A 16,354-nucleotide genomic window follows, 5' to 3' on the forward strand; every position below is an offset into this window, starting at 1 on the left:
TGATCAAACTCTTCAATTAAAAAGTTTTTTGTCTTTCGACAGCTCAATGAATTCTGAATTATTTAATATCTTTCGATATTGAATTGACTGTGCTGCAATTCCTACCGGAGTAGTTATTGCTGTTGGTCACTCAGTTTCAATTGAGACTCTAAATTTGTTTGCCTCACTTAGTAAACTAAGCTTGGCTGTTAGAACTCAATCTGTACGAGTGCCCACACAGATGATTGCTTTATATTGTTAAAGAACGTTGCGATTAAAGTGTTAAACTTTATCTCGCTAGGGCTGCGCATCTTACGCTTTCCTATTTTTTTGTCAATACTTAACTTTGTTAAACTTGAAAGTTTTTAAAACTAAGTTTTACTCGACTCACTAAGTGGTTGGCTTACCTCGCTAAGCGTTGCCTGCTCTGCCGTCTCAGTGGGGTCGCATTATAGGGAGAACGATTTTTTACGCAAGCGTTTTTTATTAAAAACTATAAATAAAAGCTCTTTCGTGCATTTTTCACTCTAAACAGCCAAAATAAGTACAAAAAACAAGCTAACTCTATATGCAAAGCCCAGATTATTTTAAATATACCTATGTATAAAACGCAAAAAGCACCTATAAGGTGCTTTTAAGTTAATTTATTAACTGCGCGTATTAATACAAAATACTATAAAGCTTTCTTCTGTATTTTGCTGCAAGTGCATCTCCATCTGGTAGAGAAGCGATAATTGCTAAAAAGCTTGCTTTAGCGTCATTAAAATTAAGATCCTTTTTAAGTACGCTGAACAGTGTTTCGAGTGCTTCTTCTTTTCGTCCTGCATCATTTAGCAATTGGCTTAGCTCTATTTTCAGGTCTAAGTCATTTGGGTACTTTTCTACTTGAGATTGCTTTTCTTTTATCTCTGGCGAGTCTGTAGCTTCTAGAGCCGCTTCGCATTTAGCTTTTATATTATGAAAATAAGCATCTTGCTCTTGGGCGTCAATTGTATCAATGAGTGCTTGAGCATCATCTAACTTGTGTATTTGAATGCATATATCGGCTAACACAAGCTTTATACGTGCGTTTGCACTGTCTATTTCATACGCTTGCTTTGCGTAATTAAATGCAGCATTTAGATCCGACTTTAATAATGCTTGTTTTGCTTGTTCAAGAAGTAGGTCTTGTTGTGCTGGTAAATGCTTACTCAGGGCTTCGCGAATTTGCGCGTCTGTTTGAGCACCAGCTAATAAATCTACTGGCGCTGAATCTTTTAACAACACAAGTGTAGGTAATGTTTGTAAGCCAACCTGCTGCGCTAATTGCGAGGCGAGTGCTTGTTCTGCGTCACAATCAAGATTAGCCACTACAATATGGTCTTTATATTGCGTAGCTAAATTTTCTAATATGCCGATTTGGCTAATACACTCTGGACTTTGTGGCGAGTGGAAGTTAAGCAGCACCAACTTTTGTTGTGATGTTTCACCGAGTACTTGCTGAAGGTTTTGTGCGTTGATACTAACTATGTTGCTCATTGAATTAATTGCCATATTCATTTATTTAGGTTTTTATATGGAGACGAACATAATAAATACAAGTATTAAATACTTTCAAATAATGAGGGAAAACATGAAAATCACCTATCTAGCTGCAGCATTTATGATAGCAAGCCCACTTACTTATGCTAAGTCACTAAACTTAGATTTAACTAAGAGTATGCCAGCTATTGAAAAGTTTTACCTCGACTTACATCAATCTCCAGAGCTTTCATATCATGAACAAGAAACTGGCCAAAAAATAGCATCGCAATTAACAAAACTTGGGTTTGATGTAACAGATAATGTGGGTGGCTTTGGTGTGGTAGGAATTTATAAAAATGGCGTCGGCCCTACAATAATGATTCGTACTGATACCGATGGCCTCCCAATCACAGAGCAAACCGGTAAACCTTATGCATCTAAAGTACAAGTGACCAATGAGCAGGGGAATAAAGTAGGTGTAATGCATGGCTGTGGCCACGATATACATATGAGTTCGTTTATTGGTACTGCTGAGCAACTTATTGCCCATAAAAACGAGTGGCAAGGAACGTTAATGATGGTTGCTCAACCTGCAGAAGAAGTTGGCGGTGGAGCAAAAGCCATGTTAAGTGAAGGCTTATTTAGTAAATATGCTAAGCCTGATCATGTTATTGCGCTGCATGTAAGCGCCAGCGTACCTGCAGGTAAGGTATCAATGAAAAATGAATACACCATGGCAAGTGTTGATTCGGTAGATATAACGATAAAAGGTAAAGGCGGACACGGCGCCTACCCGCATACTACCGTAGACCCTGTAGTTATTGCGGCGCGGACAGTATTAGCATTACAAACAATCACTAGCCGCGAGCTTTCTCCACTTGAACCTTCAGTTGTAACTGTGGGCTCTATTCATGGTGGCTCAAAGCATAATGTCATTTCCGATGAAGTAAAACTTCAGCTTACTCTTAGAAGCTATAATCCAGAGGTACGTGAGGCGCAAATAGCTGCAATAAAACGTATTACAGCCGGTATTGCTCAAAGTGCAGGCCTTAGTGAGCCACACTACCCTGTTGTTCATGTACACGAAGAGGAGTCTATTCCATCTACTTACAATAACCCAGAGCAAACAAATATTGTTAGACGTGCTATTGCTGATGCAATTGGCGCAACTAATGTACTTGAAACAAAGGCGGTTATGGCTGGTGAAGATTTTGGACTGTACGGTAGAACTGACGAAAACATTCCTATTACGTTATTTTGGTTAGGTGGTGTAAACCAGCAGCAATATACAAATGCGATAAAAAGTAACCAAACACTCCCTTCATTACACTCAAGTAAATTTGCGCCAGATTATAAAGTAGCATTACCTACCGGTATAAAAGCCATGAGTAACGCTGCAGTTGCGTTATTTAATAAAAAATAAGCCGTATTTGAAAGCTCAGCGATTAAGTAGTTGCTGAGCTCTTTTTATAGTTTGATTTTTTAAATGATGCTTTTTTAGCACGCTTAGCAAAGCGCTTTTTAGGCGGTGCTTTAGGAAGCTTTGAAAATATATGGCTATCACAATTAGCTGCCTGCTTTACAAAACCTTCAAGCTCCACCAGCAGTGGCTGTAAAAATTGTTGGTAGCTCATTGCTTGTTGAGCAATATTGCCTAAACTCGCCTCCCATTTAGCGGTCAAATCGGGGCTAGCTAAGCCCTCTGGTAAAACACTAATAAGTGCCAAACCTGTTTGCGTTGCTTTAATTGCTTTACCTTCTCGTTTTAAAAAACGACGCCTAAATAATAATTCGATAATTCCTGCGCGGGTTGCCTCTGTTCCTAATCCATCGGTCTCTTTGAGGATCTTTTTAATTTGCGCATCTTTTACATAACGACTAATGCCGGTCATGGCACTTAGCAATGTTGCATCAGTAAAATGAGACGGTGGCGTAGTGTGTTTTTCTACCACTTCACCTTTAGTGCAGTTAAGCACCATTCCTTTTGTTAAACGAGGCAAGGTTGCTTCATCTTTTAGCTCGGCTTTACCCATTAATACCTTAAACCCTAAGCTTACGTCTTGCTTTGCGCTGGCTTTAAATAAACCTCCCGCAATTGTTACCTCTACTTTGGTTTCGTTATAAATGTAATCGGGGTAAAACTGGATTAGGTAATGCCTGCAAATAAGTTGATACACTTTTGCCTCATCAGGCGCCAAAGTCGCTGTTTTTAATTGTTTGGCGGTAGGAACAATTGCATGGTGCGCAGCCACTTTTGCATCGTTAAAACATTTGCTGCGTTTTTTAGCGTCTGCCCCATTCACAAACTCAGTATTTTGACCGCCGTTAGCTGCAATTGCCTTTAAAATTGCAGGCGCATCTAAATGCTGCTCTTTAGGTAAATAGCGATTATCTGAGCGAGGGTAAGTAATTAATTTATGGCGCTCATAGAGCGTTTGGCAAATATCGAGCACTTGCTGAGCAGCCATACCGAATGCCTTTGCTGCATCTATTTGCAGTGCCGATAAATTGTAAGGCAGTGGCGCGCTTTGTTTTTTTTGTTTTTGTTCAAGCGCTGTAACCTCGCCTGGCTGATTGGCTATTCGCGAGGCAACATTTTCAGCGAGTGCTTTATTTAATACACGCCCTTCTTCATCTTGATAAGGCTCGCAGGCTTTGCTTGGCACCCATTTGGCCACAAAGCTTTGCTGCTCGGAAGTTAATAAATGTGCTAACACTTCATAAAATGGTTTAGATACAAAGTTAGCTATTTCGTTATCTCGATTAACCACTAAGCCTAAAATTGGAGTTTGTACACGACCCACCGACAACACATTGCCAAAACCTGCTTTTTGACCCGCCAGTGTATAAGCACGTGTAAGGTTCATACCAAATAACCAATCAGCACGAGAACGTGCAAGCGCTGATACACTAAGTGGAATAAATTCACGATTTGAACGCATAGTATTAAGCGCTTTTTTTACGGCAGCTAAATTTAAGTCGCTAATAAGTAAACGTTGGATACTTTGCTTTTTAGTTTTGCTTATTTTTGCTTGCTCTATTACCTCATCTACCAAAAGTTGACCCTCGCGATCGGGATCGCCAGCATGCACGAGTACTGATGCCTGCTTAATTAGCTTTTTTAAAATAGTTAATTGCTTACGCGTTTTCGTTTTTGCCTTGAGCTGCCATTGCTGTGGCACTATGGGAAGGTGTTCAAATTGCCACTTTTTAAAACGTGCATCATAATCATCAGGTTCAGCTTGCTCAAGCAAATGCCCTATACACCACGAGACGCAGTCACCATTAGCCACTTCTATATAACCCTCGTGTTTTTTATGTGGTTTTGGCAATGCATCAGCAATGGCTCTGCCAAGTGATGGCTTTTCTGCGATATAGAGTTTCATGGGAGTTGCTCATTAACTGTTTATATGAACAGTAGTTTAGCACAGCTATTTAGAAGATGGAGCGCTTTCTATTTCTTAGGGGGTATTATACCAATCCGTAATAATATCTAATCATTTTGCGGGGCTAAACGTGTCGCTATCTGCGTTAAAAAATTCTCATTTAGAACAACTAAATAGCGAATTTTTTGCCTTGCTATCAATACGTTTATCCATCCTCAAAATAGATCACTTACTTATGCGGATTGGTATTACTTTTTTTAGCTAAGAGCATGATTAAAGGTAAATAACACACTATGACGGTGCCAATGTTGATAAAGGGCATTAACGTTTTGTAAATAATGGTGCTGTACGCTAAATCCCAAAGGTGACGGTCAACTAATCTGAATAATTGTAATATAGGTGCGCCAATAACCACTAACTGACCAATAACGCATTGCCATAAATAAACTTTATCTTTTATTCCCCAATAAGCTATTAACGCCATCCATATAATATCGGTAGCCGCCCATACTAAATAACGATAAATATAAATATCGTCAAACTCTCTCAAGCTAGAGGCTGTTATCCCCCCAAAGAAGAAGAAAGCGACGGTCAGTAATGCAAACCTAAAGGCTAGGTAATCTTTAAATATAAAAAATAATAAAAGAGCCGGGCTTAGCATAAAGACCCAGCTTTTACTTAAAATACTAACGAAATACAAAAACCAATCAGGCAAAATGTTTTACCTTATTTCTCTTTTGTATCGTCGTCGGTACCATCACCATTTCCCGGCATATCGCAGTATTTATTGATTATTTTCACAGGCACTCCATTACATATGTTAAGGAAATGTACTGTAAGCTAAAATAATGAGATTGCCAAGATACTTGAAGGGATAAAGTACCTTAAAAAGAAACTAATTTACTAAAGTTTAACGCTAGGCAATAACCTAGCGTACATCAATAGGGTCTGACTCTTTGGCCTTACCTTGTAAAATTGATATTTCAACTCGGCGGTTTCTGCGTCTATCTTCGTTTGAATCGTTTGGCACCAGCGGGCGTGTATCAGCGCGCCCTACTACCATCATGCGGTTTTTATCAAACCCTTGAACAGTTTGTAATTCACTTGCTACTGCTACCGCGCGTTTTGACGATAAGTCCCAATTATTAATATATAACTCGTTTGAAACCTGAAAATCATCAGTATGCCCCGAAACCGTAATTTCACCAGGTACATCTTTTAATAATTTACCAATATCTTGAATTATGGGCTTAAACTTAGGCTGTAAAAATGCACTCCCTGAGGGAAATGAGCCATTTTCACGGATACGAATAATAATTTGCTGACCGAGGGATTCAAGCTCAATTGCCCCGTCTATAATTTGTTTTTCGAGCTGTTGCGCTATTTTTTTCACTAGCTCATTTGTTTGTTCTTGATCGGCCGCTGAAGTTGCTTGCTCTGAAGATTGCTGCTGCGATGTACTACGTGACTCTCCACCACGCTTATCGCCACGTTGTTCTTGTCTACCACCAGCGGAGCTTTCATCACCCGCTTGAAACTCAAGCATTTGCTGGGTCATTTCAACGGTTTGCTGTTGAATGGTTTCTATCGGGGTAGGCTCAGGCTTGCCTGGAGTAAATTCCATAGCAATAACTGAGGTCCCTTTTGGAATGTCTTTTACTTCTATTTTGTTTTGAACACCAAAAGCAAACTTCATCGAGCCTGCTATTTGCTTAAATTTAAGTACATCCATTTCTGAAAACGCGAGCAAAAGTACAAAAAAACACATTAAAAGCGACATTAAGTCGGCAAATGTTCCCATCCAAGCGGGCAGACCTGGTGGTGGGCATTTGCACTCTTGATCAGACATGGTTACTCCTCGGTATCTACTTTGCGCTTAGACTCAGCAAGGTAGTTTTTCAATATACCTTCAATTACTTTCGGGTTTTGGCCATCTTGAATACCTAAAATAGCATCCAATATTAGACGCTGATTCATGGCCTCTTCATCTTTACGAAGCTCCAGTTTTACCTGAATAGGAATAGCCACTACATTTGCTAAAAATGCACCATATAAAGTCGTTAACAATGCCACCGCCATTGCAGGGCCGATGGCTTTAGGGTCATCCATGTTAGATAACATAGCAACTAAGCCTATTAACGTTCCTATCATACCCATTGCAGGGGCTATATCGGCAAGTGACTTAAATAAACCGGCGCCCAGTTCGTGACGAGTTGTAGTTAAAGAAATGTCTTTTTGAAGCGTGGCACGAACTACATCAGCATCGTGGCCATCAACGAGCATATCTACCCCTTTTCGCATAAAAGGGTTTGGTATTTCGGCTTCTTCAAGGGCTAAAAAACCGCCTTTACGAGCAGAGTCAGCAAGTTCAACTGCTTTTTCGATAAGCTCTTCTGGCGATTCGATTTTAAACATAAATGCTTTACCAACAACCTTACCTATGCCCAAAAACTGCGACAAGGTAAAGTTTGATAACACAATAAATAGTGAGCCACCAAATACAATTACACTAGAAGGCGCATCGGCAAACATACCCATTTCGCCGCTACTACTCATAAACATGGACATGACAATTAAACCAATTGCGCCAAGGATCCCAATTATGGTTGCTAAATCCACATTTCCTCCAAAGTATTATACTTTGTTATTCAAACTTTTATTATTAACTGCTTATCGGCAAGATACTGAAATACTTAAGCCATTTTTGAAAAAAGTGTAAAACACTGTGTTTGGCCTAATTTTAGATCAAGATACCCTGCTCGCCTAGCGACTGATTAATTTTATTGTACACAGTGAGCGTTAATACGCATCTTATACATGGTAAAAATACGATTTAAACTGATATAACTCAAAAAACAACGATCATCCTTTGACCTAGTTTAGCATTCCCCCTAAAATTGGCTCCTAAATTTATCATGCTGGCTGAAATTAAACATGGCGACTAAAAAACCTGAAAACCTAAGTTTTGAACAAGCACTCGAAGAACTCTCAACCATTGTTGGTGAAATGGAACAAGGTGACTTATCGCTTGAACAGTCGTTAAAGCAATTTGAGCGTGGTATAGCCTTAGCTAACGCCTCAACAGGTAAGTTACAACAAGCAGAACAAAAAGTGTCTATTTTGATGGGTAATGACGAAAAAGCAGCGCTTACTTCCTTTAACAACGATATGGAATAACCGTGAGCATACAAGAAAAAATAGAATGTGCTCAACAAGATGTCGTAAAGACCCTGCAACAGTACTTTGATCAACCCCTTGATACCGCACACGCAGTAAAAGAAGCCACGCAGTACGGCTTATTTAACGGTGGCAAGCGTTTACGCCCCTTTTTAGTCTACGCAAGTGGTGAAATGCTCGGAGCTAATAAGCAAGATTTAGATATTCTGGCTGCTGCTATTGAGTGTATTCACAGCTACTCGTTGGTGCACGATGATTTACCCGCTATGGATGATGACGACCTTCGTCGTGGACGCCCAACTTGCCATATAGAGTTTGGCGATGCGCATGCAATTTTAGCGGGCGATGCACTACAAACATTAGCCTTTGAGCTAATCTCGGCTCACAAATTTACCTGCAGCGCGGCAACCCAAGTAAAAATGATCAGCGAACTGGCTAAAGCATCAGGGCTTGAAGGTATGGTAGGCGGACAAGGGTTAGATATTGCAGCCACTGATAAAATGATTACAGTACAACAGCTTGAGCGAATTCATAGGTTAAAAACAGGTGCCTTAATCAACTGTGCCATTACATTAGGTGCATTATGTAGCGAAAAAGCAGACAAACAAACCTTAGAAAACTTAAGTGTTTTTGGGTATGCTATAGGGCTGGCATTTCAAGTGCACGACGACATTTTAGATGTTGAAGGTGACACATTTACTCTAGGTAAGCCACAAGGTTCTGATTTAGCGGCGAATAAAGCAACTTATCCGGCCTTATTAGGTATGCAAGGTGCCAAACAAATGGCGCAAAATTTAATAGAGCAAGCGCATCAAGCATTAAACAAAATAGATGCTGATACCTCTGTTCTAGCGGCGCTGGCAAACTACCTGATTAAGCGTGACCATTGAGTGTTACATATACGTATTGCCATTTAGCACTGACATTATTACTCAGCAGCGGTAACAACTAATAAGTTAGCACCGCTGTTAGCGAAGGATAAAATAAATACCATGACACTTGATAGTAGCAAGTATCCATTACTTAACTTGGTTGACGAACCAGCCCACTTACGCGATTTAGCGCAAGACAAACTCCCTGCGTTTAGCAACGAGTTACGAGACTATTTACTCAACTCTGTTTCGCAAAGTAGCGGCCATTTAGCGTCTGGTTTAGGAACTGTTGAGCTTACCGTTGCGCTTCATTATGTGTATAACACACCAGAAGATCGCCTTGTATGGGATGTAGGCCATCAAGCGTACCCACATAAAATTTTGACGGGTCGACGCGATTTAATGCATACAATTCGCCAAAAAGATGGATTACATCCGTTCCCTTTTCGTGAAGAAAGCCAATACGATACCTTTAGCGTAGGCCATTCAAGTACCTCTATTTCGGCAGCACTTGGTATGTCTATTGCGGCTCAAAAAGAAGGTAAAGGCCGTAAAACTGTTGCCGTTATAGGCGATGGCGCGATTACAGCAGGTATGGCATTTGAAGCCATGAACCACTTAGGCGATGTAAAATCTGACATGTTAATCATTTTAAATGATAACGAAATGTCGATTTCTGAAAACGTCGGTGCGTTAACCAACCACTTTGCGCGTATTTTATCTGGCAGCTTTTACACAAATATTCGCGAAGGCAGTAAAAAGTTACTCTCTGGCGTGCCTCCTGTTAAAGAACTTGCCAGTAAAGTAGAAGAGCACCTTAAAGGAATGGTTATTCCAGGTACCTTTTTTGAAGAACTAGGTCTTAATTATATTGGCCCAATTGATGGCCACGATGTAAATATGCTCGTAGATACACTGCGTAATATGCGTAATTTAAAAGGGCCTCAGCTTTTACATATAAAAACCCAAAAAGGTAAAGGCTACAAACCGGCAGAAGCTGATCCTATTGGCTATCACGGTGTGCCAAAGTTCGACCCTAATACATCAAGCTTACCTAAATCTAAACCTGGCGCCGCCACTTTCTCTAAGGTGTTTGGTGATTGGTTGTGTGATATGGCCGAGCAAGATAAAAAATTAATGGCTATTACGCCGGCAATGCGTGAAGGCTCAGGTATGGTGCGTTTTTCAAAAGAACACCCAGAGCAGTATTTCGATGTTGCTATAGCAGAGCAGCACGCTGTCACATTGGCCGCCGGTTTTGCCTGTGAAGGGCTAAAACCCGTTGTAGCTATTTACTCGAGCTTTTTGCAACGTGCGTATGATCAACTTATCCACGATGTTGCACTGCAAAACCTACCTGTGCTGTTTGCTATAGACCGTGCTGGTATTGTGGGCGCCGACGGCGAAACACACCAAGGTGCGTACGACTTGAGCTTTATGCGCTGTATTCCAAACATGGTTATTATGGCCCCAAGTGATACTAACGAGTGCCGCCATATGCTTTATACCGGTTATAAGGCTAATTGCCCTGTAGCAGTTCGCTACCCTCGTGGTAGTGCCGGTACTGCCGATATTCAAAGCGAAATGACGCTATTAGAACTAGGTAAAGCCAATACCATTAAGCAAGGCGCTAAAGTTGCTATTTTATCCTTTGGTACATTGCTTGAAAACGCACAGCTTGCTGCAAATGAACTAGGTGCAACGCTTGTTAATATGCGTTTTATTAAGCCACTTGATACACGTTTATTAGATGAGCTGAGCCAAACTCATGATGTAATAGTAACGCTTGAAGACAACGCTATTTGTGGTGGCGCAGGCTCAGCGGTTAATGAGTATTTAGCAGCGCAAAAAGCCAGCATCAAAGTGCTTAATTTAGGTATTCCTGATGAATTTATTAAACACGGCACGCAAGCGCAAATGCACGATGAAATGGGCTTAGGCGAGCAAGGTATTTTAAATTCAATAAAATCGTTTATCGCTTAGTTATTTAGCTAGCTAGCTAGTTTTTTAAAGGGAGCCTGATGGCTCCTTTTTTGTTTTTTATTTTTAAATTTTTGCATCCAATGCGTATTTCTATGCGTTATTCCTGTGAGGTTAACACAGTAAATAGTACGTACTGAGGAGTATAAACAGGCACGTTATTTACTTTCATTTGATGGAACATTAAAAGGTAAAAATGATGAAAAAAGCTAATTTAACTCACCTTAATACACAAAACAGTTCACTTAAACGTCCACTTTGTTTTTCAGCACTAGCACTTGGGATCGTACTTGGTATTTCAGGGTGTAGCGGCGATGATGGAGAAAATGGTTTAGCCGGTACACCTGGGGCAGATGGTCAAGATGGAAGCGATGGCACAAACGGTAACCCTGGTTTTAGTGCCGCTACGTTTATTTTAGCTAATAACGGCGAACAAAACACAGGCACCATAGATTTAATAAACCAGAACGCCGCTAAATTAAAAACCTTTAATACCACTGCAAATGAAGGCGTAGCCTTTGATAGTCTCGGTAATTTAATACAAGCAAGCGACAGCGAAAATGGTAGCGTTAAAACTATTTGCCAACTTGCCAATCGCGATGATGGTGCAAGCTTTAGCAACAATCAAGACCGTGAAATTTCAGGCCCCGCCACTACGCTTGTTAATCCTAAAGGCATAGCAATTGCAAAAAATAGTGGGCTGATATTTATAGCTGATTTTGGTGCCATGCAAATTACCACGTTTGGCAGTGCTGCTGCGGGAGATGTTGCGCCGCTTGCTGCCACGCTGACCGAAGCCGCCCCATGGGATGTTGATTATGACCACACAAACGACCGCCTTTATGTAGCACTCACCAACGGTGATGTAGCGATTTATGATAACTTTGTAAGCGGTGAATTTACCGCTATGCCAAATCGTACTATTACACCAAGCGATGATAATGGTGTGCAAATATCGGTAAATATTCATGGCATTATTTATGATAGTAACACCGATAAGCTAATTTTATCTGATGTTGGCAGCGCATCAGATGCCACCGATGGCGCGATTTTTGTTATTAATAATGCTTCAACTGCGCAAGGTAATACTTCTGTGGCGCGCAGTATTTCAGGCCCTGCGACTATGCTAGGCAACCCTGTAGATATTGTTCTTGAAGGTAGCGATTTACGTGTGGCCGAAAAATCAAACGATGCTATTTTAGTGTTTAGTAATATATTTGCCGGTGAAAGCGGCGATATAGCGCCCGATTTAACCACTGCAACCATTAAACCAGAGTCGATTACTAAACTGGGTATACAAAATGAGATGGCTGACATTTCAGATAGTGATACCGCTAATATGGCGCTGCTAGGTGTTGCTGTAAGTAGTAATCCGGGCACGGCAGGTGAAACAACTGGGCAAATTAGTCGATTAAGTTCACAACTTAACACAGAAATTGGCAACTATAATGCGAGTCAAACTATCGAGAGTGTAACTTTTGATAAAGCGGGTAATAGTTATACAACGTTCGATAACAGTACAACCTCAATTGGCGGTATTGTTATTTCAAATAAAGTGGCAATAAACAGAGATGGGCAAACTTATAATACGAACCAAGACAGCATTATTACTGGTTTGAATACAGGCCTTATATCTCCTAAAGGCCTTGATGTGGCTTCTGATAGCGGTATGATTTTAGTTGCAGAAAATAATGCAGATACACCAAGTATTTCAATATTTTCAACTTGCACCACAGGGGATGCAAGCCCATTAATGACGCTTACGTTTGCAAACGATGCTCGCCCTTGGGATGTTGATTACGATGCAAACACTGATCGAGCTTTTGTAGCACTAACAAATGGAACCGTTGCTGTATTTGACGAAGTTAAAAGCAAACTAATGGCTGGTAGTACTAATATTGCAGTTGAGGATAGGCTTATAACACCAGCAAATTCAGGCACAGCAGTAGCAGGGCCTACCAATATCCATGGGATAGATTACGACTCATTGAGCGGCGCACTAATACTTTCTGATGTAGGCAGTGCAGCGGTTGCGGATGACGGTAAAATTTACGTATTAAATAACACCGAAAATGCCTCTGGCCTAGTTAATATAAGCGCGACGATTAGCGGGCCTAATACATTATTAGGGAACCCTGTTGATATTATGTATAGCGGAACCGATTTATACGTTGCTGAAAAGTCCAACAATGTGGTTATGCGCTTTAATAATATTTTAAGTACGACTGGGGGAGATATTAGTGCCGATGCAAGTATGGCATTTAATGCTCCTGAGTCAGTGGCCATTTTACCAGCGTGGCTAAACCAATAATAAAATAGCGTAAACTTCATCATGCCTAACCTACCTTTGTAGGTTGGGCATTATCGCATCCACACTTTAATATCTGCTAAACCATTACTTTGTAAAATACCTAACTGCTGATCTACATTCGAATTTTGCTCAAATTCAAACGCATCCAACTGTTTATCAAAGGTAATATTTGCAACACCATCACCACCGCGCTTTTTAACCTGGTGAAGCGCTATATCGGCTAAGTTTATCGACGTCTCCCAGCTTATTACTTGCCCACCTAAAAGTGGTAGTGGGTAAAAAGACCACCCCAATGAAGCAGTAATATTGGTTGTTTTACCGTTTGGTAATTGAAACGAGTTTAATGCGATTGCTTGGCATAAATCAGAGGCATAACTGTCAATCATGTTGCACTTAAAATCGCGCAGCAATAATAAAAACTCATCCCCACTCCAGCGCGCTACATAGTCCGAGCCTTGGGTACGTGAATTAAGTAACGCAGCCATTTGCTGTAAGCAGCTATCCCCTGCTATTGGGCCATACGCATCGTTTATACGGCTAAAGTTATCAAAGTTAATAATAAGCAGTACAAGCGACTTACCTTGCGCTTGTAAAGACTGTGCATTACGTTGGAAGTGCTCAATATCTTTAGGAAGCTGATCAAACAAAAAACGACGGCTACGCAGCCCTGTAAGCTCATCTGAGTGACTAACTAGTTTAAGCTGTGAATTTACTTGGCCTAATTTATCGTTAGCTTGACGCAGCTCTAACGTACGCTCTGTAACCAGAGCTTCTAGTATTTCTTGCTTTCGGCGCTCTTGCGCTCTAAATACCCAAAAAATAAAGTAAAACAGTAAAATAAATCCACTAACAATGAGTAGTCTAAAGTAAATGGTTTCGTCAAAGCGTTGCGGTACTACAAATGCATACTCGGCAGTTTGCGCTCTGTCCCAATCTTCGCCTTGGCGTTTAGCTTCAAGCTCAAATAAAAATGAACCGGCTGGTAAGTTTGTATAAATGGCTTCTCGGCGTGCATTAGCATAGCGCCAATCACTATCTAAGCCACTTAACTTATATCTAAACTCAATACTATTTGGCGCATAATAATCGATGGCGGTGTACTTTAACGTTATGTCGCGCTCATCGGTATCTAGTAAAGGCTTTACACCTAGTGCTGCGGTAGTTAACGCACGCAGTGGTGTGGTCAGTGTTTCTACTTTAGGCTTTAATACATTTAGACCAAATAACTCTGTGTTTTTAGGTATTTCTACAATGCCCTGTAAGCTTGGATACCACATTGAATAATCGGTCATGGCAACGGCATCGTGTCCTAAACCATTACAACACTGGCTTGCTTTACCATCAAGCTGCCTATCAAAAGAAGAGATAACCTCTTCCACTTTTAAGCTCGACACCTCTGTTTTAAATTGCGCCACCGGCATACGGTAAACACCTTTCATGGTACTTACCCATACACGCTTATAGGTTTCGTCATACTCTAGGCTAAAAATAGAGCCATAGGGTAAGCCGTTGGCTGCATCTAACTGACGCCAATGTCCTTGTAAACTTCTGTAAAATAGGCCGTCATTAAGCGAGCCTATTAAAATACCTACACCATCTATGTGTAATACGCTAGTGATATAGGCACTTTCGAGCGAAGTTTGGTCGCCTATTTTTTCAATGCCACGGTCGGTAAAGTAGTACGCCCCTTTACTTGTTCCTATTACACCAAAGTTTGCCTTATCAAGCACGTAGGTTATAAATTTGCTGCCTAAAAATGCGTTGTATGCAAAAGGCGTTAGCCCGCCGTAACTAAGCCTATACAAGCCACGCCCGGTCCCTATCCAAAAGCCCCCTTTACTTGATGGGCTAATAGCAAATACCGGATTGTCGCGCAGCGCTCTACCAGGAAAACTATATAATTTGTCTTGCTCGTAAAAAAATAGCCCTCGACCCGTTGCTATATATAAACGCGAGCCATCAAACTGTAAGTCGTGTACGGTTGCCCGCCCAAATTGCGCACTGGGTATTTTATTGACAAAGTTTTTATTTAAATCGAAATAACCAATACCACTTTTGTTCGCCACCCATAAATTTCCATCGGGCGCTTGGCTGATTGCCATGACGGCCTCAGTCATTTGCGATAAAGCAGAGTGACGCTCAATACGCCCTTCGTGGGCAAGCCATAAGCCTTCGCTAAAACTTGCAAGCCAAATATTATTTTGGCTATCACGGTAAATATCGGCAAACCAAATACTTTGATCTAACTGACTTGGTTCAACCCATTGCCACTCACCTGATTTAGCTCTAAAAAGCAGGCGTCCATACGTAGAAACCCATAAGCCACCATTGGTGTCGCTCATAAATTTATACACGGCGGAGTTACTTGCATTAGGCAAAGGGAAAGGTCTTAGCTCATCGTCTAAGTCTAAAAAGTAGGCTCCCAATTCAGAGGCTAAATATAAATTGCCATTTAAAAAAGACAGATCATGAACAATGGTTTGCGCTAAGCGCTCTGGCAATGACACCTTAGCTGTTAACTCCAACCTGAGTTTTGAAAAATCAGAAGCGCTTTTAGTTAAGCGTAGTAAATGGCGGTCGTTGACAAGCCAAATTCCCTCTGGAGAAAGCGCCATTTGACTCACCGACCCCACTATTTGGGTGATCACGGTGGCATTTACAATAGGCACTAGTTCGTTCGCTTTATCACGTAAATCAACTTGGTTGCGGTCTACATAATAAAGCCCATTAGCTGCAATCCAAATGCTGCCTTTAGCATCTTCTAAAATGTCTCTAACAGGGCCTTTAATATTAAATTCTTGTGCAGCAAGCGTTTGCGGGTTTATTACCACCAAGCCACTTTTAGTGCCCACCCACAGGTAGCCATTACTGTCTATGAGCAGTTTGTTAATACCATTACTTGGTAAGAAGGGACTATTTTGCGTGTTGTAATTGGTGAATGTTGTGCCGTCAAAGCGGCTAAGACCAAATTGTGTTCCGACCCACATATAGCCTTGCTGATCTTGCACAACACTTTTTAGCGATTGCGAGGGCAGACCATCTTTAATATTCCATTGCTTAACAACGTAATCAGTAATAGAAGCCCAACTTGGCATGGCACACAACATCAGTACACATACCAGTAAAAATCGCATCATTTCGCTGCC

Annotated in this window: 11 protein-coding genes; 5 read left to right on the forward strand and 6 right to left on the reverse strand. The window is 40.9% G+C overall.

Annotated elements, in window-relative coordinates:
• Window positions 1–639 precede the first annotated feature (639 nt).
• The gene (locus WDB87_RS14370; RefSeq protein WP_024031324.1) at window positions 640–1,497 is read right to left on the reverse strand and encodes a tetratricopeptide repeat protein; all 858 of its coding nucleotides are present in this window, start codon (window positions 1,495–1,497) and stop codon (window positions 640–642) included.
• Window positions 1,498–1,591: 94 nt separating this feature from the next.
• Here WDB87_RS14370 and WDB87_RS14375 point away from each other — a divergent pair, with 94 nt between their 5' ends.
• The gene (locus WDB87_RS14375; protein WP_337850249.1) at window positions 1,592–2,905 is read left to right on the forward strand and encodes a M20 metallopeptidase family protein; all 1,314 of its coding nucleotides are present in this window, start codon (window positions 1,592–1,594) and stop codon (window positions 2,903–2,905) included.
• A gap of 22 nt (window positions 2,906–2,927) precedes the next feature.
• Here WDB87_RS14375 and WDB87_RS14380 read toward each other — a convergent pair whose 3' ends face one another.
• From WDB87_RS14380 to pomA, 4 genes are all read right to left on the reverse strand, one after another.
• Window positions 2,928–4,868: a DNA topoisomerase III gene (locus tag WDB87_RS14380; protein WP_337850250.1), complete on the reverse strand. Its 1,941-nt coding sequence runs from the start codon at window positions 4,866–4,868 to the stop codon at window positions 2,928–2,930.
• Between the two features lie 229 nt (window positions 4,869–5,097).
• Window positions 5,098–5,583 carry a hypothetical protein gene (locus WDB87_RS14385; protein ID WP_286246302.1) on the reverse strand — a complete coding sequence of 162 codons (486 nt, stop codon included), beginning with the start codon at window positions 5,581–5,583 and terminating at the stop codon, window positions 5,098–5,100.
• Between the two features lie 213 nt (window positions 5,584–5,796).
• Window positions 5,797–6,717 (reverse strand): flagellar motor protein MotB, encoded by a 921-nt coding sequence (locus WDB87_RS14390; RefSeq protein ID WP_286246301.1) that lies wholly within the window; start codon window positions 6,715–6,717, stop codon window positions 5,797–5,799.
• 2 nt (window positions 6,718–6,719) lie between these two features.
• On the reverse strand, window positions 6,720–7,487 hold the full coding sequence (pomA, locus tag WDB87_RS14395; protein WP_004586874.1) for a flagellar motor protein PomA: 768 nt from the start codon (window positions 7,485–7,487) through the stop codon (window positions 6,720–6,722).
• Window positions 7,488–7,802: 315 nt separating this feature from the next.
• On the opposite strand from pomA, the gene WDB87_RS14400 reads away from it, so the two are divergent.
• The 4 genes from WDB87_RS14400 to WDB87_RS14415 all read left to right on the forward strand — a co-directional run bounded on the left by WDB87_RS14400 (window position 7,803) and on the right by WDB87_RS14415 (window position 13,208).
• Window positions 7,803–8,045, forward strand: a complete 243-nt coding sequence (locus WDB87_RS14400; RefSeq protein WP_004586873.1) for an exodeoxyribonuclease VII small subunit — start codon at window positions 7,803–7,805, stop codon at window positions 8,043–8,045.
• Between the two features lie 2 nt (window positions 8,046–8,047).
• Window positions 8,048–8,935, forward strand: a complete 888-nt coding sequence (gene ispA, locus WDB87_RS14405) for a (2E,6E)-farnesyl diphosphate synthase (RefSeq protein ID WP_337850251.1) — start codon at window positions 8,048–8,050, stop codon at window positions 8,933–8,935.
• A 102-nt stretch (window positions 8,936–9,037) separates the two neighbouring features.
• The gene (gene dxs / locus WDB87_RS14410) at window positions 9,038–10,900 is read left to right on the forward strand and encodes a 1-deoxy-D-xylulose-5-phosphate synthase (RefSeq protein WP_286246298.1); all 1,863 of its coding nucleotides are present in this window, start codon (window positions 9,038–9,040) and stop codon (window positions 10,898–10,900) included.
• 196 nt (window positions 10,901–11,096) lie between these two features.
• Window positions 11,097–13,208, forward strand: a complete 2,112-nt coding sequence (locus WDB87_RS14415; RefSeq protein ID WP_337850360.1) for a hypothetical protein — start codon at window positions 11,097–11,099, stop codon at window positions 13,206–13,208.
• A 50-nt stretch (window positions 13,209–13,258) separates the two neighbouring features.
• Here WDB87_RS14415 and WDB87_RS14420 read toward each other — a convergent pair whose 3' ends face one another.
• Entirely contained in the window at window positions 13,259–16,345 is a 3,087-nt protein-coding gene (locus WDB87_RS14420) for a ligand-binding sensor domain-containing diguanylate cyclase (RefSeq protein WP_286246297.1), read from the reverse strand.
• Window positions 16,346–16,354 lie beyond the last annotated feature (9 nt).

Source organism: Pseudoalteromonas sp. C12FD-1 (assembly GCF_037414265.1).
Taxonomy (GTDB): Bacteria; Pseudomonadota; Gammaproteobacteria; order Enterobacterales; family Alteromonadaceae; genus Pseudoalteromonas.